Raw genomic sequence first — 21623 nt, forward strand, 5'->3', positions numbered from 1 at the left:
CCGTCATTCCCGACCCAACCCGAGCCTGCGGGCGATCAGCCCACGCTGGATGTCGTTGGTGCCGCCGCCGATGACGAACATCGGTGCCGTGCGCAGCGCCTGTTCGAAGACGCCGTCACCGATGCCCCCGTCGGCACCGGCTGCGAGGGTCGCATCCGGCCCGAGGAGCTCGAAGACGAACTGCCCCAGCTCCTCCGCGAGTTCTCCGGCGAGAACCGCGGCCATCGGGGCGGTGTCCGCGGTACCCGTACCGTCGACCACTTCGGCGGTCGCCTGTGCCACCAGCGCCCGCGCAGCCTGCAGGCGCGCCGCCATCGTCGCCAACCGCCACCGCAGCCGCGAGTCGGGTCCGCCGAGCAGTCCCGGGTCCCGGCGCACGATGCCGAGCAGATCGTCAAGTTGCCGGTGCAGCGACGCCGCGACCCCGCCCATGACGAGGCGCTCCGACGCGAGGGCACCCGTCACGACCGTCCAGCCGCCGTGGACGGCGCCGACCCGTGCGGTGTCCGGCACGCGGACGCCGTCGTAGAAGACGGTGCAGGAGATCTCACCGGACAGCGCAGTGTGCTGCTGGACCTCGATTCCGGGGGTGTCCATCGGTACGAGGAAGATGGTGATGCCAGCGTGCCGTGGTGTCGCGTCGGGGTCGGTACGGGTCGCCAGCCAGACGTGCGTCGCGGTGTGTGCCCTCGTGGTCCAGGATTTCTGGCCGTCAATCACCCAGTGGTCGCCGTCCCGCCGGGCCCTGGTGCGCAGGGAGGCCAGGTCCGATCCCACCTCGGGTTCGCTGTATCCGAGGCAGAAGGCCATCTCGCCGCGCCGGATCAGCGGCAGGAACTCCGCCTGCTGTTCCTCGGTACCGTGCGTGAGGATGGCGTGCCCCAGCAGGGTGGATGCACTGAGTGCTCGATCCACCGGAACCGGCACCCGGAAGTACTTGGACTCGGCGGCGAGAGCGGCCCGGTCGCGTGCCGATGCCGGACGCCCCCCGGCCGCTTCCGGCCAGCCCAGCGCGAACAGTCCCCGGCGGGCGTACTCGTCCCGAAGGCTCGCCGCGTCGGAGTCCGAATCGCCGGAGTCGGCTGCCCACTGCTGCAGCAGCTTTCGCAGCTCATCCCGGAAGCTGTCGTCGCCCGGAGCACCGAGGTCGGGCAACCCTGCCGGATCGGCGACGAGGCACTCGGCGGCCTCCGGCTCGGGACCGTGCATCCGGTCCAGCTGGGCGACGTCCACGTGCACGCGCCGCAACAACCAACTCGCCTCGTGCTCCTCGAAGTATCCGATGGCACCCAGGGTGTGCTGTGCGGCGAGTTGCGCCGGAATGATGGCATCGCGGATGTGCTGCACCGCCAGCGCGCTCACCAGCCGATCGTGCGGCCTGCGCTCGGCCTCGCGAACCAGAAGGTCGGCTGCGGTGAGCTCGATGTGAGTCTGCGCGGTGCGCTGCGCCACCGCGCCGAACGATCCGATCGTGCGCCCGAACTGGGTGCGGGTGCGGGCGTGCTCGATGGCGAGGTCGTGTGCCCGCTGCGCGGCTCCCAGGGCACGGACGGCGAGACCCAGTGCCGCCGCGGAGCGCGCCGACCGGACGGATGCCGGACTCACCGACGTCACCAGGTGAGGTTCGCCCACGGCCACCCGAACCCACCGCGGCACGGCGAGTCCCGCCGTGTCCCGGCGGTCCACGATCGGCAGCACGGTCACCTCACCCGAGTTCCGAACCCGAACAGCGTGCGTCGCGACAGCGGCGTCGAGATGCGCAACCTCGACGGTCGGGGCGGGGAGGTGCCGCTCGTCGTCGAAGACCAGGACCGGACGCATGACCCCTCGCTCAACGACATCGCCGAGTTCGGCGCCCAGCAGGGTCTGCACGACGACACCGTCGACGAGTGGAAGTGGGCAGCTACGCCGACCGAGTTCGCGCTGCGCGGCGAGCAGGAGCCCGAGCAGGCCGCTCCCGGTGAGCTCAAACCATCCCTGGGCCGCGGCGACCCCCCACAGCGCGCCGAGATCGCCGGTGGGCGCAGCGGTGGCGTCGCCCCAGTATCTATCCAGCATGCGCGCAACAGAATTCGCGAACTCGGCCCGCTCGTTGGCGTCCGGTTCCAGCATCGTCGTCATGACACCACCCTTTTACTGAACGATAGTCGGATAGTAATTCACTATATGAACGGATAGCGTTCAATAAGTCAACACCAACGGAGGACAGACAGATGACGGAAAAAACTGGGCGGCCGCGTGATCCAGAGGTCGACCACCGGATCAGCGAGGCAGCCATGGAACTATTCGCGACAGCGGGATGGGCAGGCTTCTCGGTGGACGGGGTCGCGAGGGCCGCTGGCGTGGGCAAGGCGTCGATCTACCTCCGCTGGGCAGGCAAGGAGGAACTGCTGACCGATGCCGTCGCGGCCCGAGTCGCGCCGATAGCCGAAATCGACACCGGCAGTGTGCGCGGCGACCTCCTGGAGATGGCCTCGACGCTACTGGAGTTGTTCGGGGGCAGGCACGGGCTCGCCGCCCGTCGCATGACGGTCGAGTCGCACGCCACGCCCGGGGTCGCCGAACTCTGGAAATCCGTACGCGAATCCCAGATCCAGGCCGCCCGAACCATCGTTCGCCGCGGTGTGCAGCGCGGCGAACTCCGCGCCGACACCCCCGTCACGATTCTGCTCGACGCACTCTGCGGAGCAGCGATGACCCACGCGGTGGCCACCCCGCCGCACCTCCGCGAACAGGTCGAACGCGAACGTGGCCGGTACACCACCGAACTCGTGGACTTCCTCCTCGCCTCGGTGGCAGCGCACTGACCACGCCCGGACCGGCACGTGGCCCGTCAGCGCAATGAATCCCAGGTGACAGGCCGCTCCAGCGCGTCGGGATACTTCTTGCGGAGGTAGCGATTGAGCTCGGCGATGTGCTCCCCCATCGCCCGCATGGCCGCACCCGCGTCCTTCGCCTCGATGGCGTCGAATATTGCAGCGTGCGCCTGGAGCACAGCGCGGCGCCGGTGCACGGGATAGTCGACGCCGAGCGCCACCCCTTCGAAGATTCCCTCGATCGCGTCGATGAGGTAGCCGAACAGCGGGTTTCCCGACGACCACGCGATGATGTCGTGGAAGTCCTGGTTCGCCCGGAGGAAGACCTCTCGATCATCGAGGTTCTCACGCATCAGGCACACCGACGCTTCCAACTCACCGAGTTGATCCGCAGCGATCCGATGCGCGGCGAGACTCGCGATCAGCGGCTCGAGACCCTCACGCACCTCCACGATGGAACTGAAGGGTGCGCCCTCGAATTGCAGTACGAGACCGAGACTGTTCGCGAGATGGGAGGCTTCCGGCTTCTCCACGATCGGCCCGCCACCGGGACCCGGCTTCAACGAGATCGCGCCGGACAGCTCCAGGTAGCGCAGGGACTCCCGGAGCGTGCCGCGACCGACGTCGTAGCTCTCCAGCATGTACTTCTCCGACGGCAGGCGATCCCCCTGCCTGCAATCGCCGGCGAGGATGTCCGCCACGATCCTCCGCGCGACGATCAGCGCCGTCTTCTGCGGCCGCGCGGTTCTCGTGTTCATCCCGGTAACCCTTCTCATCTCATGTTATCCGTCTAATGATACTCATGAATTGGCAACCGGCGACATCGGCGCCGGCTGCGACGCCGGTCGTCGCCCACCGGGGCCGGCTCACACCGGTCGCGCCACCGGCAGCACCTCGCCTCCGTCGACAGCGACGAACTCCACCGCCACCTCCGTACCTGCAGTCAGGTCACGACCGTCGAAGTCGACGATCGCCATGTGAACCCACGGGCCCTCCGGTGTCTGCACGAGAGCCACCACGTCGGGTGGTGGCGTCACACCGTCCCGCGCGCGGCCCGGCACGATCGTCCAACTCACCAACTCGCCGCCACCGGTGCTCGCCGACCACGACAAGTTCCGGCTCCGGCATCGCGCACAGAGCAGCGCCGCCGGCTCGGACCAGTGGTCGCAGTCACCGCACCGGCGCAGCATCAACGTGTTCGCCGCCGCACCGTCGAAAAACGGAGCCGAGTACTCGTCCCGAATCACCGCCGACAGACCCATGATTGCCTCCTCGTCTCAGTTGCCCGACCGCTGCGGGCTCAGGATCAGGGTGGAGTGGAAGTCCAACACCCCACCGTTGCCGCTGACCAGGACGTGATCGTGCGCCGACACCTGCCGCTCACCGCCCTGCCCACGGGCCTGGATCACCGCTTCCGACAGCGGCGTCATCCCCCACATGTAATAGCCGGACAACTCTCCGCCACCGGTGTTCGTGGGCAGGGCGCCTCCGGGAGCGAGCGCTCCCGATTCGACGAACTTGCCGCCCTCACCCTTCTCGCAGAATCCGTAGTCCTCGAGAGTGACCAGCGTTGTGTAGGTGAAGCAGTCGTAGAGCTCCGCGACATCGACATCGGCCAGCGTGATGCCGGCCATCGCGAGCGCATCCGGACCCGATCGTGCCGCCCCCGTTACCAACCCGAAGTCGCTGCCTGCCGCCTGCTCGTAGCCGGGATGACCCTGCCCCCACCCACGCACGTAGACGGGCGGCTGGGCGAGATCACGCGCGCGGTCCGCGCTCGTGACGATCACGGCCACGGCGCCGTTGCTCACCAGGCAGCAGTCGAGCAGGCGCAGTGGGTCCGCGACGATCCTGGACGCCTGGTGGTCCTCCAGGGCGAGCGGATCCCGCATCTGCGCCAGCGGATTCATCTGTGCCCACGCGCGTGCCGCCACTGCCACCGCGCCGAGTTGTTCTGATGTGGTGCCGTACGCCTCCATGTGCCGCCGAGCAGCCATCGCGTATTTCGCAGGTGCACTGCGCAATCCGGCTGCGGCGGGGAGTGCACCGAGACCGGTGAGACTGCGTCCCGCACCGCCGTACGCCGCCCCGGACCCCTTCCCCCGGGTGAGCGGGGCGTCGGCGAACACGCACACGACGGTGTCCACCATTCCCGCCTCGATCGCGAGGGTCGCGTACTGCACCATCGCCCCGGCCGAGGACCCGAACGCCTGAATCGCGGACAGCATCCCGAGGTTGCGGAGTTGCAGCGAGAACTGCAACTGCATGCCGATGTCGCCGCCGATGCCGGAGTTGACGAGCAACCCGTCGATGTCCCCGATCGCGATACCCGCGTCCGCCGCGGCCAGGGTGATCGCATCGACCGCCAGTTCCGTCGCGGACTTCCCGTAGATCTTGCCCATCGGCGTCAGACCGAGCCCAACCACCGCCGACGTGGCCTCCCGCGCGGTCACGCCGCGACCACCGCGCGCCGGGGCAGCGTCACCGTGACGACACCTGGCCCGACGGATACTCCCCGCGGGTTCGACGCCTGCACCTCGAGCGCCACCACGCCGGTGCCGTCGGCCTCGGTCTCCGTGCGCAGCACGGTGCCCTGCACCACCATCGTCTCTCCCACGTAGTTGAACGAGCGCATCCGGAACTTCTCGATGGACCGGATGGTCCCCTCGGTCCCGATCCAGTCCCGCACGCACCGTTCCCAGGTGCCCAGGAGGAACCCGGTGTTGGCGTACATCTCGTCGGCACCGCTCACGCGCGCCGCCTCGGTGTTGTGGTGAATGGAGTTGAAGTCGCGGGTGGTGCCCGCGGCCATCACCATCCGGTAGACCGTGAGCGGGAACTCGACCGCAGGGGTACGCTCCCCGACCTCGACGTCCTCGAACCAGCGCGTTGTGGTCACCGTGCCTCTTTCCGATGCGGGACGTAGGCAAACGTCCCGGTGCGTTGCCGGGCCACGACTTCGCCCGATTCGGTGACGATGTCGCACTCCCACTTCAGGAAGGCACCACGACCCAACGCGGTCTCCTTCGGCGAGCAAGAGACCAGCCGATTCGAACGGCGCCCCAAGCGTTCTCCGGCCACGACCGGGCGCAGGAAGTCCATGTCGATGTCGGTGCCGATGAACCCCGTCGTCTTCGGGCCGATCCCGAGCCCTTCGTTGTTGATCGGGCTGCGCGCGGGCTGGGCATTACGCTCCTCCGAGCCGAAGAGCACCTCGCCCGGCCCCCGCATAGCCGGAATCGTCCAGGCCATGATCCCGACGCACGGCAACGTGACGTCGCCGAATCCGTGGGCGGCAGCCACCTCCGGGTCCGTGTGCAGCGGGCAGTCCAGCTCGAGCGGCTCGGTGAACCTCCGGATGGCACCACGCTCGACGGGGTCGGCGCCCCACTGGATCTCGCCGTCGGAGAAGTCACGGCCGACCGCGTCGACGACCGGCTGCCAGGCCAACGTCCAGTCCTCGATCTCGGGGGCGGCGTCCACCACCGCGTGTTCAGTCATGTGTAGCTCTCCTTCGTCGTGCGAAATGGGGGCGGCCGAGCGGCGCAGGTCTCATGACAGAACGCCCGAGTCCCGCAAGGCGGCAATGCTTTCGTCGCTCGCGCCGAGGTCGCCGGCGAGCACTTCGGCCGTGTGCTGACCGAGGGTGGGGGCGCCTGATCGAGGATGGCCGGGTGTCTCCGACAACAGGTATCGCGGGCCCTCGACGACGATATCGCCGAGGCGTGCGTGCGGCACCGTCACCAGGTGCCCACGATGTCGCAACTGCTCATCGTCCGTGAAGTCCCGGCTCGACGCGGATCGATGGGCAGGCACCCCCGCCCGCTGGAGGGTCTCCTCGACCTCCGCCGCGGTCCGACATCGGGTCCAGGCCGCGACCCCCTCGTCGAGCAGGTCGCGCGCCGCCCGGCGACCCGGTGCCGTCACCAGTGTCGGGTCGGCAGCGAGGTCTGCGCGACCGATCTCGGCGGCGAGCCGCTGCCACTGGTCGTCGTCGGTCACCGCGATCGCCGCGAATCGCTCCACGACACTGCCGTCCGCGCCCTGCTCGTCCCTGCACCGGTACACGCCGTGCGGGGCGTGCCTGGGGTCGTCGTTGCCGTGCCGCTCGGCGACGACGCCGTCGGCGAAGTGGTGTGCGATCTGCGGCGACAGGAAGAACACCCCGACCTCGGCCTGCGCGACGTCGACGTACCGTCCGCGACCGGTGCGCTCGCGGTCCTCCAGTGCCGCCAGCAACGCGACCAGCGCCAGCCGGGGCCCGACATAGTCGGTGTACGGACCGAAGGGCCCGAACGGTAGCCGGTCCGCGTGGCCGACCAGGTTCTGGAAGCCGCTGACCGAGGCCCCGATGTTCCCGAAGCCCGCCAGCGTCGCGAGCGGCCCGGACTGTCCCATCAGCGAGGTCGACAGCATGATCAGTCGCGGATTCGTTTCGGCGAGCGTCTCGTAGTCCAGTCCCCAGCGCGCCATCCGGCCCGGCGAGAAGGATTCGACGACGACATCGGCCTTCTCCGCGAGCGCGACCACGATCTCGCGCCCTGCCTCGGTACTCAGGTCGATCGTGATACCACGCTTCCCGGCGTTGACGTTGCCGTAGAGCATCGAGTTCTCGACACCCTGTTCCCCGTTTCGGAACGGGGGCATCAGCCGGGCCGTCTCCACCCGCTTCGACGACTCCACCCGGATCACGTCGGCACCGAAGTCGGCGAGGGTGCGTCCGACCAGCGGACCCGCGACGACCCACGAGAGGTCCAGGACCCGCAGACCGCTCAGTGCGTCCGTCATACGACCGCCTCCGTTCTACGGTGGTCGCCGAGCAGTGCGTGCGACGACCCGAGCCAGCTCTCCAGGACCTCCACTGTGTGCTCGCCGATCAACGGTGCCGGCCGGGACAGTCCGGGGCTCGCGTCCCCACCGACGTGGGCCCAGCGCGCCGGGATCCGCACCCGCCTGTCACCGTCGCCGATGTCCGCGAAGAGGCCACGGTCGGCGAACTGGGGGCTGGCGGCGATGTCGGAGATATCGGAGATCCCGATGCACAGCAGGCGATACCGTACGGCAGCCTCCTGAACCTCGGCCTTGGTCCGGCCCGCGAGGAACTCCCGGGTGAGGCGGCGCACCTCGAGGATGTCGTCCTCGCCGATCTCGCCGGCCTCGATCCGTCCGGGCAACGCCCGCCAGTCCCAGCCGAGCAGTGCATCGGGGCAGGCACCCTCGTCGTGCATCCAGCGAACAAAGTTGTTGGTGAAGCCGCCGGACGCCGGCCCCATCGCCAGGTGCAACTCGACGATTCCGTCGATGCAGTTCCACTTCTTGAGGGCACTGGAAGTACCTGCGCCGCTGCCGCTCTGATCGACCTTGCCGCCAGGTTTCGCTGCGGCGCGAGGCGTGGGTTGCCGGTGCCACTGCGGAGCCTCGTCGCCGGCCGTGTGCGCAAGGACGCGGCCGAGGGTCGCAACACCGAGGGACGCCTGGGCAGAGACATCCACGATCTGACCGCGGCCGGTGACGCGACGAGCACGGTGCGCGAGCAGCGCTCCGGTCGCCGCGTCGGTCGCCGCGTGCAGGTACGCTTGGTCGACGCTGATCCGCAGCGGCGGCCGGTCACCGTCGCGGTGCGGGTCCAGTGGCCCACCGGCAGCCCACACGACGAGATCCGAGTCCAGGTAGCGGCTCTTGGGCCCCGTCAGGCCGAACGGCGTGATGGCGACGTGGACCAGTCGCGGGAATGCAGCAGTCGTGTCGTGCGGGTGCAGACCGCAGCGCTCGAGCTCGGGCACCGAGGAAGACGTGACGAGAATATCTGCGGCGACCAGCAATTCGTGCATGACCTCAGTGCCCTCACGAGATTCGAGGTCCAGTGCGACGGATCGCTTGTTCGCGGCGAACGACTCCCACAACAGTGACCGGTCGACCGCATCGACGGGGTGGGCGGCGCGGGCTCGGGACCCAGCAGGGGGCTCCACCGCCACCACGTCCGCCCCGAGGTCGGCGAGCAGTCGACCACACGCCAGTCCGCGCTCGTCCGTGAGATCGAGGACCTTCAGATGGCCGAGCACGGTCAGGCTCCGACCGACAGCCGCAGCGCGAGCTCCGGGCAGGCGCCCGCGGCGGCCTCGCCCTGCGACCGCAGGTCGTCGGTCAGCTCGAGGGTGCCCTCCTGTTCGACGTATCCCTGCTCGTCGTCGGACAGGAGGTCGGGCGCGACGCTGTAGCAACGGCCGTGCCCCTGGCAGCGACTCTTGTCGATGGTCAGAAAGCTCATCTCGTCTCCGTTCATGGCACCGGTGACGGGTCATGTGGCCCGCATCACTTAATCTATGACTATCATTAATTGGAATTGGTGAGAAGTCAAGGAGTATTTGCGGTCCGAAGTCTCCGAAAGCCTCTCAGCTACCGTCCACCTCGGCCCAGCCTTCGTCGAGTGAAGTCCCCACTTCCACCGCCAGTTCATGTTCGACCAGCACCGGCGAGCCCCCGGTGTCCACCACAGCACGGTAGGTGCCCCACCCGATCACCGATCGCTCCGGAGCCCGGCCCGTGAACAAGAAGTAGGCGCGGACCGCCACCCGCCCCGGCGACAGCCACTCGGTGGCGACATTGTTCACGAAATGCCTTTTCTCCCAGGGATCCCGATCCCAGGTACCGAGGAAAAACCCGACGATCTCGTCCGCCCCGCGATAGGTTGCGCGCGGGGTGGTCATTACGCTGCCCTCCCGATACAGCGCGCGGAGACCACACACGTCCCGGGAGTCGACCGCTGACGCGTAGGCGGCGAGCACGTCGCGGGCGGCCTCGATATCCTCCAACCGCGCCAGCCGGTCCGCTACCGGTCTCCGATCGGATTCGTCCGTGTCCGTGAATATCCCCCGCTCACTCATGCGCGCACCCCACGCCATGCAGTCGTCCCGCCGTCCACGGGGTAGATCCCACCGGTGATGAACGAGGCGGCATCGGACGCGAGGAAGCACACCAGCGCCGCCACCTCACCGGGTTCGCCACGTCGGGGAATGAGGTGTGTCCCGCTCATCTGCCGCTCACGCTCCTCCCGATCCTCCGCATCGGCGAGGTGCGCGTCGGCCATAGGGGTGCGGATCGACCCGGGACAGAAGCAGTTCACCCGCACGTCCGGCGCAAGGTTGATCGCGGCGGCGCGCGTCAACTGGATCACCGCACCCTTGCTCGAGGCGTACGCCGGCATCGGGTAGCCCGTCATCCCAGCCACCGAGGCAGCGTTGACCACCGCGGGGCCTCGCTGCGACCGGCGCAGATGCGGCGCCGCAAACTTGGTGGCCAGCCACATCGCCTTGACGTTCACGGCATACACTGCGTCCCACGCCTCCTCGGTGAGTTCCTCGATGCTCGAGGTTTCACAGAAGACGGTGTCCAGCACGCCGGCGTTGTTCACCAGGACGTCCAGGCCACCGGCCGATTCCGCGGCCACGTCCACCATCGTGCGCACCTGCCCGGAGTCCCGGAGATCGACGTGCACCGCGACAGCCCCAGCTCCGATCTCACGGATCTCGGCTGCGACTTCTTCCGCCTTGCCCGTGTCGATGTCGGCGACCGTGACGTGTTCGGCGCCCTGACGGGCGAACTCGAGCGCGATCTCGCGCCCCATCCCCATCGCGGCACCCGTGACCAGAACCCTCTTACCCGTGTTCATCTCCACCCTTCCCGTCATTCGACTTCCGGACCCGGTCATCCGCGGGTGCCGGCGTGCAGGACCGCGGACGGTTCCTCATAGTCGCCCGTGCTGAAGGGTGCGCGGCCACCCGCGCGGGTCATACCTGCGTCGACGGGGAGCGCGATGCCGGTGACGAAGGCCGCCTCGTCGCTCGCAAGGTAGACGACGGCAGCTGCGATATCCTCAGGCCTTCCTGGCCGATCCATCAGCGCGGTTCGCGCGAGCGATGCCTGTGCGCCGTCGAGATCGTCGACTCCGCCCGCGGTGAGGTCCGCGGTCATCGCCGACACGACCGCGCCCGGGATCACCGCGTTCACCCGGATCCCGTGGGGACGCATCTCGGCAGCCACCGATTGGGTCAGGCCGATGATGCCCGCCTTCGTCGCGCTGTACGCGTGCGGACCCACACCACCCATGACGCCTGCGGGACTCGACGTCGACAGGATCACGCCGGCTCGCCGCGGGATCATGACTCGAGCAGCGTGTTTGGACCCGAGCAACGCAGCCCGCAGATTCACGGCGATCGTGATGTCGACGTCACTGGCCCGCAGCTTGGCGATCGACCCCATCGCTCCCATGATCCCGGCGTTGTTGAACATGACGTCCAGTTGCCCGTACTGCCCGACCGCCGTGTCGACGGCATTCGCGATGTCGCTCTCGTCCGTGACATCGGTCCGCACGAAGCAGGCCGCGTTGCCCAACTCGTCCGCCAGCGCCGCGCCGACCTCGTCCTGCAGGTCTGCGATGACCACCCGCGCGCCCTCCGCGACGAGCCTGCGAGCGGTTCCCGCTCCGATTCCACTGGCACCACCCGTGATGACAGCGACCTTGCCGTCCAATCTTCCCGACATCGTTCCACTCCGCTCCACAATGCGATCTAATTCACAAATACCATTATCATTAATTTAGGATCAGGTCGAGAGGGGACCGCGAAACCGGGGGAAGGAAGGGTGCGGTCAGATTCGCGAGTGTGGGCGTGCGGCTTTCGCCCTGCGGTGTCGCGCATAGACAACGTGAAAGGGACGCACAGCCCAAGGGTTCGCCCTCTCGGACCGTGCGCCCCGCACGGGTTCACCCGTTACTCGATGTGCCTCGCAGTCACCTCAACCGATGACCAGGCTGTCGGCGTTGTCGGTGACACCGACCTTCACGGTGTCGCCGTCGCGGATCTCCCCCGCCAGCAACTTCTTGGCGAGCTGGTCGCCTATTGCCTGCTGGATGAGCCTGCGCAGCGGACGCGCACCGTACTGCGGGTCGTAGCCACGCACCGCGAGCCACATCCGTGCTGCTCCGTCGACGTCGAGGGTGAGCCGTCGCGCCTCGAGACGTGTCGCCAGCTGGTCGACCTGGATGTCGACGATCCTCTCGAGCTGTTCCTCGGACAGCGGGTCGAAGATCACGACGTCGTCGAGCCGGTTGATGAACTCCGGCTTGAACGCCATGCGCACCGCCGCCATCACGTGATCCTTGTCGCCCCCCGACCCGAGGTTCGAGGTGAGGATCAAGATGGTGTTGCGGAAGTCGACCGTGCGTCCTTGGCCGTCGGTGAGACGCCCGTCGTCGAGTACCTGCAGGAGGGTGTCGAACACATCGGGGTGCGCCTTCTCGACCTCGTCGAACAGCACCACCGTGTACGGGCGACGACGCACCGCTTCGGTCAGCTGACCGCCGGCATCGTAACCGACGTAGCCGGGAGGTGCACCGACGAGTCGAGCGACGCTGTGCTTCTCGCTGTACTCCGACATGTCGATCCGCACCATGGCGCGTTCGTCGTCGAACAGGAAGTCGGCGAGCGCCTTGGCGAGCTCGGTCTTGCCGACGCCGGTGGGTCCGAGGAACAGGAACGATCCGGTGGGACGGTTCGGGTCGGCGACACCGGCCCGGGCGCGGCGGACCGCATCCGAGACGGTCTGCACGGCCGCGGTCTGACCGACCACACGATTGCCGATCTCGTCTTCCATCCGCAGCAGCTTCTCGGTTTCGCCTTCGAGCATGCGGCCGGCGGGGATGCCGGTCCATGCCGCGACGACCTCTGCGACGTCGTCCGGACCGACCTCTTCCTTGAGCATCACATCGCCGTCGGACGCCGCACCCGACGCCTCCGCCGCTGCCTCTAGCTTCTTTTCCAGGTCGGGGATGCGGCCGTAGCGCAGCTCCGCGGCCTTGCCGAGATCGCCGTCGCGTTCGGCGCGTTCCTCCTCGCCGCGTAGCGCTTCGAGTTGTTCCTTGACTTCTCGGACCGAATCGATCGCGGTCTTCTCGTTCTGCCAGCGCGCGGTGAGCTGGCCCAACTTCTCGCGTTCGTCGGCGAGTTCACCGCGCAGTTTGTCGAGTCGTTCCTTCGACGCAGCGTCGGTTTCCTTCTGCAGCGCCATCTCCTCGATCTCGAGGCGACGGACGATTCGTTCGACGGTGTCGATCTCCTCGGGTCGTGAGTCGATCTCCATCCTCAGCCGCGACGCGGCCTCGTCGACGAGGTCGATGGCCTTGTCCGGGAGGAACCGGGAGGTGATGTAGCGGTCGGACAGCGTTGCGGCGGACACCAGCGCGGAGTCGGTGATGCGCACACCGTGGTGCACCTCGTAGCGTTCCTTGAGCCCACGCAGGATGCCGACGGTGTCCTCGACACTCGGCTCGCCGACGAGCACCTGCTGGAAGCGACGCTCGAGGGCGGCATCCTTCTCGATGTACTTGCGGTACTCGTCGAGGGTGGTTGCGCCGACGAGCCGGAGTTCACCGCGAGCGAGCATCGGCTTGATCATGTTGCCCGCATCCATTGCCGACTCGCCGGTCGCGCCGGCGCCGACGATGGTGTGCAGTTCGTCGATGAACGTGATGATCTGCCCGGCGGATTCCTTGATCTCGTCGAGCACCGCCTTGAGTCGTTCCTCGAATTCGCCGCGGTACTTCGCACCCGCGACCATCGAGCCGAGGTCGAGGGAGATGACGGTCTTACCGCGAAGCGATTCGGGCACGTCACCTGCGACGACGCGCTGCGCGAGACCCTCGACGATGGCGGTTTTGCCGACACCGGGCTCGCCGATCAGCACGGGGTTGTTCTTGGTGCGACGCGACAGGACCTGCACGACGCGACGGATCTCGTTGTCGCGGCCGATGACAGGGTCGAGTTTGCCGTCGCGGGCACGTGCCGTCAGATCGGTCGAGTACTTCTCGAGAGCCTGGAAGGTTCCTTCCGGGTCGGCGCTGGTGACGCGCCCGGTGCCGCGGACGGCGGTGAACGCCTCGCGCAGTGCTTCGGGTGTCGCGCCACGCCCGGCGAGTAGGCCTGCGACGTCCGAACTGCCACTGGCAAGGCCTACGAGCACGTGCTCGGTCGAAACGAATTCGTCGGTGAGTTCGGTAGCGAGCTTCTGCGCCGCGGACAGCGCGGCGATCGCTTCACGGCCGAGTTGCGGTGTGGTGGTCGCGCCGGTCGCGGTGGGTAGCTTGTCGACGAGATCGTGCGCCTCGCTCCTGACCTCGGCGGGGTCGACGCCGACCGCTTTGAGCAGCGGGCCGGCGATGCCGTCGGTCTGGTCGAGCAGCGCGACGAGCAGGTGCGCCGGGCGGATATCCGGGTTGCCCGCAGCGGATGCCGACTGCAGCGCCGCTGTCAAGGCCGCCTGAGTTTTCGTCGTGGGGTTGAACGAGTCCACTACGGGCTCCTTCCGTTCTCGAGTGGGTCTGTGTCAATTTTGTACCCGCAGACTCCGGCCCGCGGGTACTCGATGGATACAACGAGACCAAAGTTGAGTTTGTTCCACTCAACTTTTCAAGGCGGGGTGATTGGTGTCACATTTCGCTCGCGGCTGATCGCCTGAACTCCTTGCGGGTGTAGCCGACCCGACGTGTAGCCGACCGGCAGAGAAACGACTACAGTGACGGCGTCCGAATTGGCACAGTACGTGGGAGGATGGCGTGGAGGCGTTCGCCATCGCCCGAGTACAACTCAGCTTCGCATCGATCACCGCAAACCCGACCGGGCCCGAGCGGTTCGCCACGGCGTTCTACACCGCACTATGGAGCGGGACGTCCGGCACCCGAGAGCTGTTTCCCGCCGGTATGGAGAACATGCGGCACCGGTTCACGACCGCGGTCGGATGGGCGGTCGACAAACTCACCGACGTCGACGGCCTGGATGCCTTCCTCGGTCAATTGGCGCGCGATCACCGCAAGTACGGTGTCCGCCCCGAGCATTTCCGCGCCGCTGGGCACGCACTGCTCGTCGCGGTGCGCGAATGCACACCGCTGATCCTGTGGACCGCGGCGCTCGAGCGCACGTGGGCGGAGGTGATCTCACACTTCACCGAGACGATGGCTGTCGCCGCAGCCGAGGACGACCTGCCTGCCGCATGGGGCGCCACCGTCGTCGGCCACGAACGGGTGCTCGCCGATCTCGCGATCATCCGACTCGAAACCGACAGCCCCATCCCGTTCCACGCGGGCCAGTACATGAGCGTCCAGATCCCGCAGCGCCCCCAGATGTGGCGGTACCTGTCGCCGGCGATTCCCCCGAACCCTCGTGGACAGATCGAGTTCCACGTCCGACGCGTGTCGACCGGGTGGGTCAGCGGAGGTCTCGTCGGCGAGGTCATGGTGGGTGATCGATGGACGATCGGTCCGCCACTCGGAGGCCTGCAGGTCGATCGGGACAGCGGCCGAGACGTACTCATGATCGCGTCGGGCACGGGCCTGGCGCCGCTGCGCGCGCAGATCATGGAGATGGCGATGCGCGGTACGAATCCGCGCACCCACCTGTTCTACGGCGGAAACTACCCGTGCGATCTCTACGACCTGGAAACGTTGTGGCACATCGCCATGACGAACCCGTGGCTCACGGTCACCCCTGTCACGGAGGAATCGGAGAATCCGTACTGGCATCCGGTTCCCGTGCGCGAAACACCTCCGGGTCTGCAGGAGCCGATCCAGGGGAAGCTGGGGAAGGTCGTCGCGAGTTTCGGATCGTGGTCCGAGCACCAGATCCAGATCTCCGGGTCGCCGTCGATGATCCGCACCACGCTGTACGCCCTGTCTGCCGCGGGCACCCCGCGGCAGAACATCAGCTTCGATCCACTCTGATCACGCCCGCGACGACGAGACGGCCCGCGCGAAATCAGGGTGCGCCTCTTGGACGACCAGCGCCGAACCGTCCTCCGTGAGGCTCACCCCCACCGCCGCCCGTCGATGCTCGATCATCCGCAACGCGACATAGAGCGGAGCGAGGGACACCGCGAACACCACCAGCAGCGCAATCCCGTAGGGACGGGGTGCACCCTGGAGCAGCGCGAGGACGAGTGCGAGGAACAGCGCTGCGAGCACCGTGAACATCGCTGCCGCGGCGATCTGCCACCGGACACGCGCCGCGACGCACCGCGCGCACACCGGCCACTCGACCGCAGCCACCTGCACGGTGTAGGCGGCGGCGAGCGCCGAGCCGAGTGTGCCCTCACCCTGTTCCGGCCGGGAACGATCCGACTTGATCGTCACCCGGACCCGATCGATCTCGGGTTGTCCGTGTCGCGAACAGATCGGCGGCACCGGCTCCATCGGCCGCAGCGCACCTCCGCCATTGTTGGCCGATCCATAGAGCGCCTCATCGACCCGCTCGACCGGCAACCGTGCCTCGACCCGCTGGGGTTCCCCATTCGCCATGCGAGGCAGTATGTCAGCCGACGCCCACCGTCGGTGGATCGGGCATTACGGATGGAATGTCCTGTTGCGCCGATCAGGTTCGATCGGCCCCTCGGATGTCAGCGGCATGACCGGAGGTCGCCGCCGACCAGGGGTCTTCGGCATAGGAAGCGAGCACACGCACCAGCAGATCACGAAGGGCCTCCCGGGTCTGCGCGCGACCGGGCCTTGCGATCTCATGCAGCGTGAACCCATCGATGAGGGCGACGAACTGCTGCGCGGGGATCACCGGGTCGTCCACCCCGAACAGTCGTAAGGCGTTTTCCGTCTCTTCCTCCAAGGTCCTCATGATGCGGTGCACCGGCTCGGCGAGCTCCGGGCGTCGGCGCGCGGCGAGGTAGGCGTCGAACTGGGCAACGGAGTCGTCGCTGTCCTGCCCGGACACCATGTCGATCATTGCTTCGGCGAGTTCGGCGACGTCCAGTTGCCCGGACCGGGCCGCATCGAGCAGTGCGGTCACCTTCGCGGTGACGCGGTCGGCGACGCGGGTGATCGCGGCATCTATGACGTCGTCCACGGACTCGAAGAAGTAGCTGGTCGTCGACGGAGGGAAGCCTGCCTCCTCCGCGACGGCGCGGAAAGTGACGCGTTCGAGTCCGCGGTTCGCGATGGTCCGGATCGCCGCGTCGATCAGTTCGTCGCGTCGCTCCCGACCCCGCGTGTAGTGCGTCCGTCGTCCAGCATTCATGAATCCGAACGATACCGACACCGCAAAGTCTGGTCATTTGGCCAGACTTTGCATTAGCATTTCGTTCACCACCGGCACACTCCGAGCCCGGCCGACCACGACGAGCACTCACAAGGAGACGCATGACTTCGTCGAACATCCGCCCGAGCGACCGGATCGCGCGGGCAGTGTTGCGCACCCTCGCCTCCCTCCCCCTGCCCATGCAACGGCTGATAGGCGGTCGCCCCGTCCGCATCGACGGTGCCGAACTCGACACCGAGGTGCAGCTCGGACTGCGGTTGATGACACTCGCCGCCGGAACGACCTTCGAGAAGCTCCCCTTGGCGGAGGGGCGCGCGCAGATCGACCGTGAGGCCTGGATCGTCGGTGCTGCCTCCGAGATCGGGAACATCCACGACCTCACGATCAACGGAGCCGACGGACCCATCCAGGCCCGGCTCTACCGTCCGAAACACCACCCGGCAGCGCGCCTCCCGCTACTCCTCTATTTCCACGGCGGCGGTTTCGTACTGGGAGGGTTCGGGTCGGCGGACTCGGTGTGCCGATTCCTCGCCGAGCATGCCGGCGTCGCGGTGCTCTCGGTCGATTACCGCCTCGCTCCGGAGCATCCCTTCCCCGCCGCGGTGAACGATGCGATCGCTGCGTTCGACCACGCGGTCGCGCACGCCGACGAACTGGGCGTCGATCCCACCGCAGTCGGGGTCGCCGGAGAAAGCGCCGGAGGCAATCTCGCCGCGGTCGTGTCACTGGCCACCACTTCCGAGGCCCGCACGCGGCCGGGTCGCCGGATCCCGGACTTCCAGTTGCTGTTCATGCCGGTCACCGATCTCAGCACCAAACACCGCTCCTACCAGCTGTTCGGGGACGGGCTCTTCCTGACCGAGGCGCAGATGGACTGGTACCGGGACCACTACCTGACCGACTCGACGCACGCCTTCGACCCGTTGGTATCGCCACTGCTGGCCGACGACCTCTCCGGGTTGCCGCCCGCATACGTCGTCACCGCGGGATTCGACGTGTTGCGGGACGAAGGTGAGGAGTACGCACGGCGCATGCGTGAGGCCGAAGTCCCGGTCGAGGCACGGCGACACCCCGGCATCGTGCACGGACTGGTCAACGCGACCGGGGTCGGGCGGGTCGCGACCGACGTACTGAGCGACGCCGCGGCGGCGGTGCGACACGGACTGTCTTCCTCGGTTCCGTCGAAGAACGGCGGTGTCCGATGAGCAACCAGAGGGATGTACTGATCGTCGGTGCCGGACTCGCCGGGCTCACTGCGGCGCGCGCGCTGCGAGCCGACGGGTACGACGTGCAGGTGCTCGAGGCGCGGGACCGGGTCGGCGGGCGCACCGTCGACCATCACCTCGGCGACGGATTCGTCGTCGAGGCGGGCGGCCAGTTCGTCGGCCCGACCCAGGAGCACATCCTGTCGCTGGCCGCCGAACTCGGCGTGGCCACTTTTCCGGCATTCGACACCGGTGACAACATCTACGTCAGGAACGGCACCACACGACGTTTCGGCAACGGTGTCCCGCCAGATCCGGCAGCCCTGCTGGACGTCGGGGTGCTCATCTCCCGGATCAACCGGGCAGCACGCACCGTCCCCGCAGACCGGCCGTGGTGCGCCGCCGATGCCCGCGTGCTGGACTCGCAGACCTTCGCGACGTGGTGCCGCCGCGGCGCCGTCACCGACGGCGGCGTCGAACTGCTCGATATCCTGCTCGGCTCGGCGTTCGGAGGCACGGCGGCCGACGCATCCGCCCTGTTCGGCCTCTGGTACGTCGCGGGTGCAGGAAACGAATACACCCCAGGAACCGTCGACCGGATGATGAGCGTGGCCGACGGCGCCCAGGAATCCCGCTTTGCCGGCGGTCCGCAGAACATTTCTCGGCTCCTGGCCGACGACCTAGGCGACCGCATCACCCTCGGGTCACCGGTGCGTCGCATCGCGCAGACTTCTACAGAGGTCACCGTGCACACCGACTCGGACCGGTGGACGGCGCCCCGGGTCGTGGTGACGGCCCCGCCCGTTCTCGCAACCCGGATCGACTGGGACCCCGTGCTTCCCGCCCCGCAGGAGGCGCTGTTCCAGCGGATGAGCTTCGGGACGCTCGCCAAGTTCGAAGCGGTGTATCCGGAACCGTTCTGGCGTGCGGACGGATTGTCCGGTCAGGCCCTGTTCCGCGACCCCTCCTTCCCGGTCTGCTCCATGTTCGACAACTCACCGCCGGGTGGTGGCCCCGGTGTCCTGATGGGATTCGTCGGTGCAGACCAGTGGCGCAGATGGGCACCGAAGCCGCCCGCCGAGCGACGCGGCGCCGTCCTGCGCGCGTTCGCGAAGGCACTCGGACCCCGCGCGCTCCACCCCACCACGTGTATCGAGAAGGACTGGACGACCGAAGCGTGGACGCGCGGCGGGCCGACAGCCGTCCTCGCCCCGGGAACTCTCACCGGCCTCGGACAGTGGCGCGACGTCCCGTTCGGTCGGGTGCACTGGGCGGGAGCCGAACATACGAACTATTGGAATGGCTACATGGATGGCGCCGTCCGGTCCGGAAAGCACGTGGCGGCCGAGGTCCACGCCGCGGAAGGGAGCACCCGATGAGCACTCGATTCGTCATCCGGGCACACCGGAACCTGACCGTGACCCCGGAGGAAGCATGGGCGCTGACCAGCGACACCCGGCGCTACGCGGATTGGGTGACCAGCGTGCACCAGGTCCACACCCATCACGGTCCCGCCGTGGTCGGCGGACAGTACACCGAAACGGTCACCTCGGTGGGCCCGCTCACCACCACCGCCGAGTGGACCGTCCGCGAAATAGAACCGTTGAGGTTGCGGGTGGATTCCGGAACAGGATTCGCGCCCCTGCGCAACGTCGTGAACATCTTCCGCTTCGCACCTGTCGGCGGCGGATCGGCGACGTCGATGACATACGAATTCCACTTCGATCTGGCGCCCCGGCCGCTCGGCGTACTGGTTCATCGCCTGCTGCGGACCGGTATGGCCGCCGATTTCGACCGTTCGATGCGGGAACTCGAAGCGGTCGTACTCTCCGAACGCACCGATCCGGGAAGTCCCGATCCGGTAGCCGACCCGACCTGTGAAGAGAAGGAGTCCTGATGGCCGAGAACACAACGCCGGTACGCGCCCTCGTCGTAGGAGTTCACATCCTCGACACTCTCGTCCGACCGGTGACGGAGATCCCGGACGGCCAGAACGGTGCCCTGGTCGAACAGATCACCATGACGGCCGCCGGCACTGCGGCGGCGACCGGCGTCGTGCTGTCCAAACTCGGTGCGTCGGTGCGCTCGGCCGGTGTCATCGGAGACGACCCGCTCGGCGACCTGCTCACGACCCTGCTCGAACGGGAGGGAATCGACACCACACTGCTGCACCGGGTGTCCGATGTCCAGACATCCGCTTCGGTACTGCCGATCCGCCCCGACGGATCCCGGCCCGCGTTTCATGTAGTGGGCGCGAACATGCATCTGGCGCAACATATTCCATGGGAGGCCCTCGACGACACCGACATGGTGCATCTCGGTGCGCCGGAGTTCTACGGCGGCGACGTCGCAGCGCAACTGCTGTCCCGCGCACGCGCCGCAGGCGCAGTCACCTCGGCCGACAGCCTGGCCGCGGGGCTGCCGGAAGCCCTCGCGTACTTCGAGGCGGCGCTACCGCACATCGACTATCTCCTTCCCAATGACGAACAGGTGCTCGGCTGGACCGGCACGACCGATCTGCACGACGGATGCCGTCGACTGATCGAACGGGGCGCTCGATGCGTGGTGGCAACGGCAGGGGCGCAGCCGACCGTCATCGCCACCGCCGACGGTCTCACCGAGGTACCGACCTACCCCGTCGACGTCGTCGACACCACGGGATGCGGTGACTCGTTCTCCGCCGGGTTCCTGCGTGGGATCTCGCTCGGCCTGGACGTGGCCGGGGCCGCCCGGCTCGGGAATGCCACCGCCGCCCAGGTCGCCGGGGGGCTGGGCAGCAATTACGGCGATTACGATCTCGTCGCCGTCCGGGCGTTCGTGCATGACCACGACGGTGAACTCGAATGAGCAGCAGCGACACAGATCGAGCACGCGAAGAAGTAGCCGCGACGAGCCGGGAGCTGGCGCGCCGGCAACTCGTCCTGGGCACCGCAGGCAACGTCAGCATGCGGGTGGGCGACCTGGTTGCCGTGACCGCGACGGGCGTCTCGCTGGCAGCGGCCACTCCCGACGATGTCACCGTCGTCGACCTCGATGGCCGGCACCACAGTGGCCGGTTGCAGCCGACCTCCGAACTCGGTATCCACCTCGGGGTGTACCGCGATTCCGACGCGACAGCGGTGGTGCACGCACATTCGGAGGCGGCGGTGGCACTGTCGCTGGTGACAGACGAATTGCCAGTGGTGCACTACCAGCAGTTGCTTCTGGGCGGGGCGCTGACGCTGGTGCCCTTCTCCCCGTTCGGTACCGATGAACTCGCCGCGGCCACCCGAGCGGCACTCCGGCACGCACAGGTGGCAATCCTCGCCCATCACGGAACCGTCGCGGTCGGTTCATCTCTCCAGCAGGCACTCGACAATGCGGTGCTGCTCGAATGGCTCTGCCGGGTGTACTTGGCCGCGGCCGCGGTGACGACGCCGCGGCCGATGAGCGACAGGCAGTTGCAGGCAGTGGTCGAAGAGGCCGTGCGTACCGGTTACGGGCGGAGTCGCCCCGTCGATCCGGCCTGATCG

At 67.8% G+C, this 21623-nt stretch carries 22 protein-coding genes; 7 read left to right on the plus strand and 15 right to left on the minus strand.

What is annotated here, in order from left to right:
• Nucleotides 1–3: 3 nt before the first annotated feature.
• Nucleotides 4–2121: an acyl-CoA dehydrogenase family protein gene (locus tag ACZI8W_RS18050; RefSeq protein WP_463369878.1), complete on the minus strand. Its 2118-nt coding sequence runs from the start codon at nucleotides 2119–2121 to the stop codon at nucleotides 4–6.
• Between the two features lie 92 nt (nucleotides 2122–2213).
• On the opposite strand from ACZI8W_RS18050, the gene ACZI8W_RS18055 reads away from it, so the two are divergent.
• Nucleotides 2214–2807 carry a TetR/AcrR family transcriptional regulator gene (locus ACZI8W_RS18055; RefSeq protein WP_463369879.1) on the plus strand — a complete coding sequence of 198 codons (594 nt, stop codon included), beginning with the start codon at nucleotides 2214–2216 and terminating at the stop codon, nucleotides 2805–2807.
• A 26-nt stretch (nucleotides 2808–2833) separates the two neighbouring features.
• Here the strand turns inward: ACZI8W_RS18055 and ACZI8W_RS18060 are convergent, their stop codons facing one another.
• The 12 genes from ACZI8W_RS18060 to clpB all read right to left on the minus strand — a co-directional run bounded on the left by ACZI8W_RS18060 (nucleotide 2834) and on the right by clpB (nucleotide 14162).
• Nucleotides 2834–3574, minus strand: a complete 741-nt coding sequence (locus tag ACZI8W_RS18060; protein WP_463369880.1) for a FadR/GntR family transcriptional regulator — start codon at nucleotides 3572–3574, stop codon at nucleotides 2834–2836.
• Between the two features lie 108 nt (nucleotides 3575–3682).
• Nucleotides 3683–4078, minus strand: coding sequence for a Zn-ribbon domain-containing OB-fold protein (locus ACZI8W_RS18065; RefSeq protein ID WP_463369881.1), 396 nt, complete (start codon nucleotides 4076–4078; stop codon nucleotides 3683–3685).
• Nucleotides 4079–4093: 15 nt separating this feature from the next.
• Nucleotides 4094–5218: a thiolase family protein gene (locus tag ACZI8W_RS18070; RefSeq protein ID WP_463369943.1), complete on the minus strand. Its 1125-nt coding sequence runs from the start codon at nucleotides 5216–5218 to the stop codon at nucleotides 4094–4096.
• A gap of 47 nt (nucleotides 5219–5265) precedes the next feature.
• On the minus strand, nucleotides 5266–5715 hold the full coding sequence (locus tag ACZI8W_RS18075; protein WP_463369882.1) for a MaoC/PaaZ C-terminal domain-containing protein: 450 nt from the start codon (nucleotides 5713–5715) through the stop codon (nucleotides 5266–5268).
• Nucleotides 5712–6317, minus strand: a complete 606-nt coding sequence (locus tag ACZI8W_RS18080; protein ID WP_463369883.1) for an FAS1-like dehydratase domain-containing protein — start codon at nucleotides 6315–6317, stop codon at nucleotides 5712–5714. Before ACZI8W_RS18080 ends, ACZI8W_RS18075 begins: the two co-directional genes overlap by 4 nt.
• A 51-nt stretch (nucleotides 6318–6368) precedes the next feature.
• The gene (locus ACZI8W_RS18085) at nucleotides 6369–7604 is read right to left on the minus strand and encodes a CaiB/BaiF CoA transferase family protein (RefSeq protein ID WP_463369884.1); all 1236 of its coding nucleotides are present in this window, start codon (nucleotides 7602–7604) and stop codon (nucleotides 6369–6371) included.
• Complete coding sequence (locus ACZI8W_RS18090) at nucleotides 7601–8878, minus strand: CoA transferase (RefSeq protein WP_463369885.1); 1278 nt, start codon at nucleotides 8876–8878, stop codon at nucleotides 7601–7603. Before ACZI8W_RS18090 ends, ACZI8W_RS18085 begins: the two co-directional genes overlap by 4 nt.
• A 2-nt stretch (nucleotides 8879–8880) precedes the next feature.
• A complete protein-coding gene (locus ACZI8W_RS18095; RefSeq protein WP_463369886.1) occupies nucleotides 8881–9084 on the minus strand; it encodes a ferredoxin in 204 nt (67 codons plus the stop codon).
• Between the two features lie 124 nt (nucleotides 9085–9208).
• A complete protein-coding gene (locus tag ACZI8W_RS18100; RefSeq protein ID WP_463369887.1) occupies nucleotides 9209–9700 on the minus strand; it encodes a nuclear transport factor 2 family protein in 492 nt (163 codons plus the stop codon).
• Nucleotides 9697–10503 carry an SDR family NAD(P)-dependent oxidoreductase gene (locus tag ACZI8W_RS18105; RefSeq protein WP_463369888.1) on the minus strand — a complete coding sequence of 269 codons (807 nt, stop codon included), beginning with the start codon at nucleotides 10501–10503 and terminating at the stop codon, nucleotides 9697–9699. The genes ACZI8W_RS18100 and ACZI8W_RS18105 overlap by 4 nt, the downstream gene beginning before the upstream one ends.
• Before the next feature lie 17 nt (nucleotides 10504–10520).
• Nucleotides 10521–11357 carry a glucose 1-dehydrogenase gene (locus ACZI8W_RS18110; RefSeq protein WP_463369889.1) on the minus strand — a complete coding sequence of 279 codons (837 nt, stop codon included), beginning with the start codon at nucleotides 11355–11357 and terminating at the stop codon, nucleotides 10521–10523.
• A 252-nt stretch (nucleotides 11358–11609) separates the two neighbouring features.
• Nucleotides 11610–14162, minus strand: coding sequence for an ATP-dependent chaperone ClpB (gene clpB, locus ACZI8W_RS18115; protein ID WP_463369890.1), 2553 nt, complete (start codon nucleotides 14160–14162; stop codon nucleotides 11610–11612).
• A 262-nt stretch (nucleotides 14163–14424) separates the two neighbouring features.
• Between clpB and ACZI8W_RS18120 the strand changes: the two genes are divergently transcribed.
• Nucleotides 14425–15585: an FAD-binding oxidoreductase gene (locus ACZI8W_RS18120; RefSeq protein WP_463369891.1), complete on the plus strand. Its 1161-nt coding sequence runs from the start codon at nucleotides 14425–14427 to the stop codon at nucleotides 15583–15585.
• Here the strand turns inward: ACZI8W_RS18120 and ACZI8W_RS18125 are convergent, their stop codons facing one another.
• The gene (locus ACZI8W_RS18125; RefSeq protein ID WP_463369892.1) at nucleotides 15586–16158 is read right to left on the minus strand and encodes a hypothetical protein; all 573 of its coding nucleotides are present in this window, start codon (nucleotides 16156–16158) and stop codon (nucleotides 15586–15588) included.
• Between the two features lie 73 nt (nucleotides 16159–16231).
• A complete protein-coding gene (locus tag ACZI8W_RS18130; RefSeq protein ID WP_463369893.1) occupies nucleotides 16232–16885 on the minus strand; it encodes a TetR/AcrR family transcriptional regulator in 654 nt (217 codons plus the stop codon).
• Nucleotides 16886–17007: 122 nt separating this feature from the next.
• On the opposite strand from ACZI8W_RS18130, the gene ACZI8W_RS18135 reads away from it, so the two are divergent.
• Genes ACZI8W_RS18135 through ACZI8W_RS18155 form a run of 5 tightly spaced genes read left to right on the plus strand, consistent with a single transcriptional unit; the run spans nucleotide 17008 to nucleotide 21620 of the window.
• Nucleotides 17008–18111, plus strand: a complete 1104-nt coding sequence (locus ACZI8W_RS18135) for an alpha/beta hydrolase (RefSeq protein ID WP_463369894.1) — start codon at nucleotides 17008–17010, stop codon at nucleotides 18109–18111.
• The gene (locus ACZI8W_RS18140) at nucleotides 18108–19490 is read left to right on the plus strand and encodes a flavin monoamine oxidase family protein (protein WP_463369895.1); all 1383 of its coding nucleotides are present in this window, start codon (nucleotides 18108–18110) and stop codon (nucleotides 19488–19490) included. The genes ACZI8W_RS18135 and ACZI8W_RS18140 overlap by 4 nt, the downstream gene beginning before the upstream one ends.
• On the plus strand, nucleotides 19487–20008 hold the full coding sequence (locus tag ACZI8W_RS18145) for an SRPBCC family protein (protein WP_463369896.1): 522 nt from the start codon (nucleotides 19487–19489) through the stop codon (nucleotides 20006–20008). Before ACZI8W_RS18140 ends, ACZI8W_RS18145 begins: the two co-directional genes overlap by 4 nt.
• Nucleotides 20008–20958, plus strand: coding sequence for a carbohydrate kinase family protein (locus tag ACZI8W_RS18150; RefSeq protein WP_463369897.1), 951 nt, complete (start codon nucleotides 20008–20010; stop codon nucleotides 20956–20958). Before ACZI8W_RS18145 ends, ACZI8W_RS18150 begins: the two co-directional genes overlap by 1 nt.
• Nucleotides 20955–21620 (plus strand): class II aldolase/adducin family protein, encoded by a 666-nt coding sequence (locus ACZI8W_RS18155; RefSeq protein WP_463369898.1) that lies wholly within the window; start codon nucleotides 20955–20957, stop codon nucleotides 21618–21620. Before ACZI8W_RS18150 ends, ACZI8W_RS18155 begins: the two co-directional genes overlap by 4 nt.
• The last annotated feature ends 3 nt before the right edge of the window (nucleotides 21621–21623 follow it).

Source organism: Rhodococcus ruitaii, from assembly GCF_055230935.1.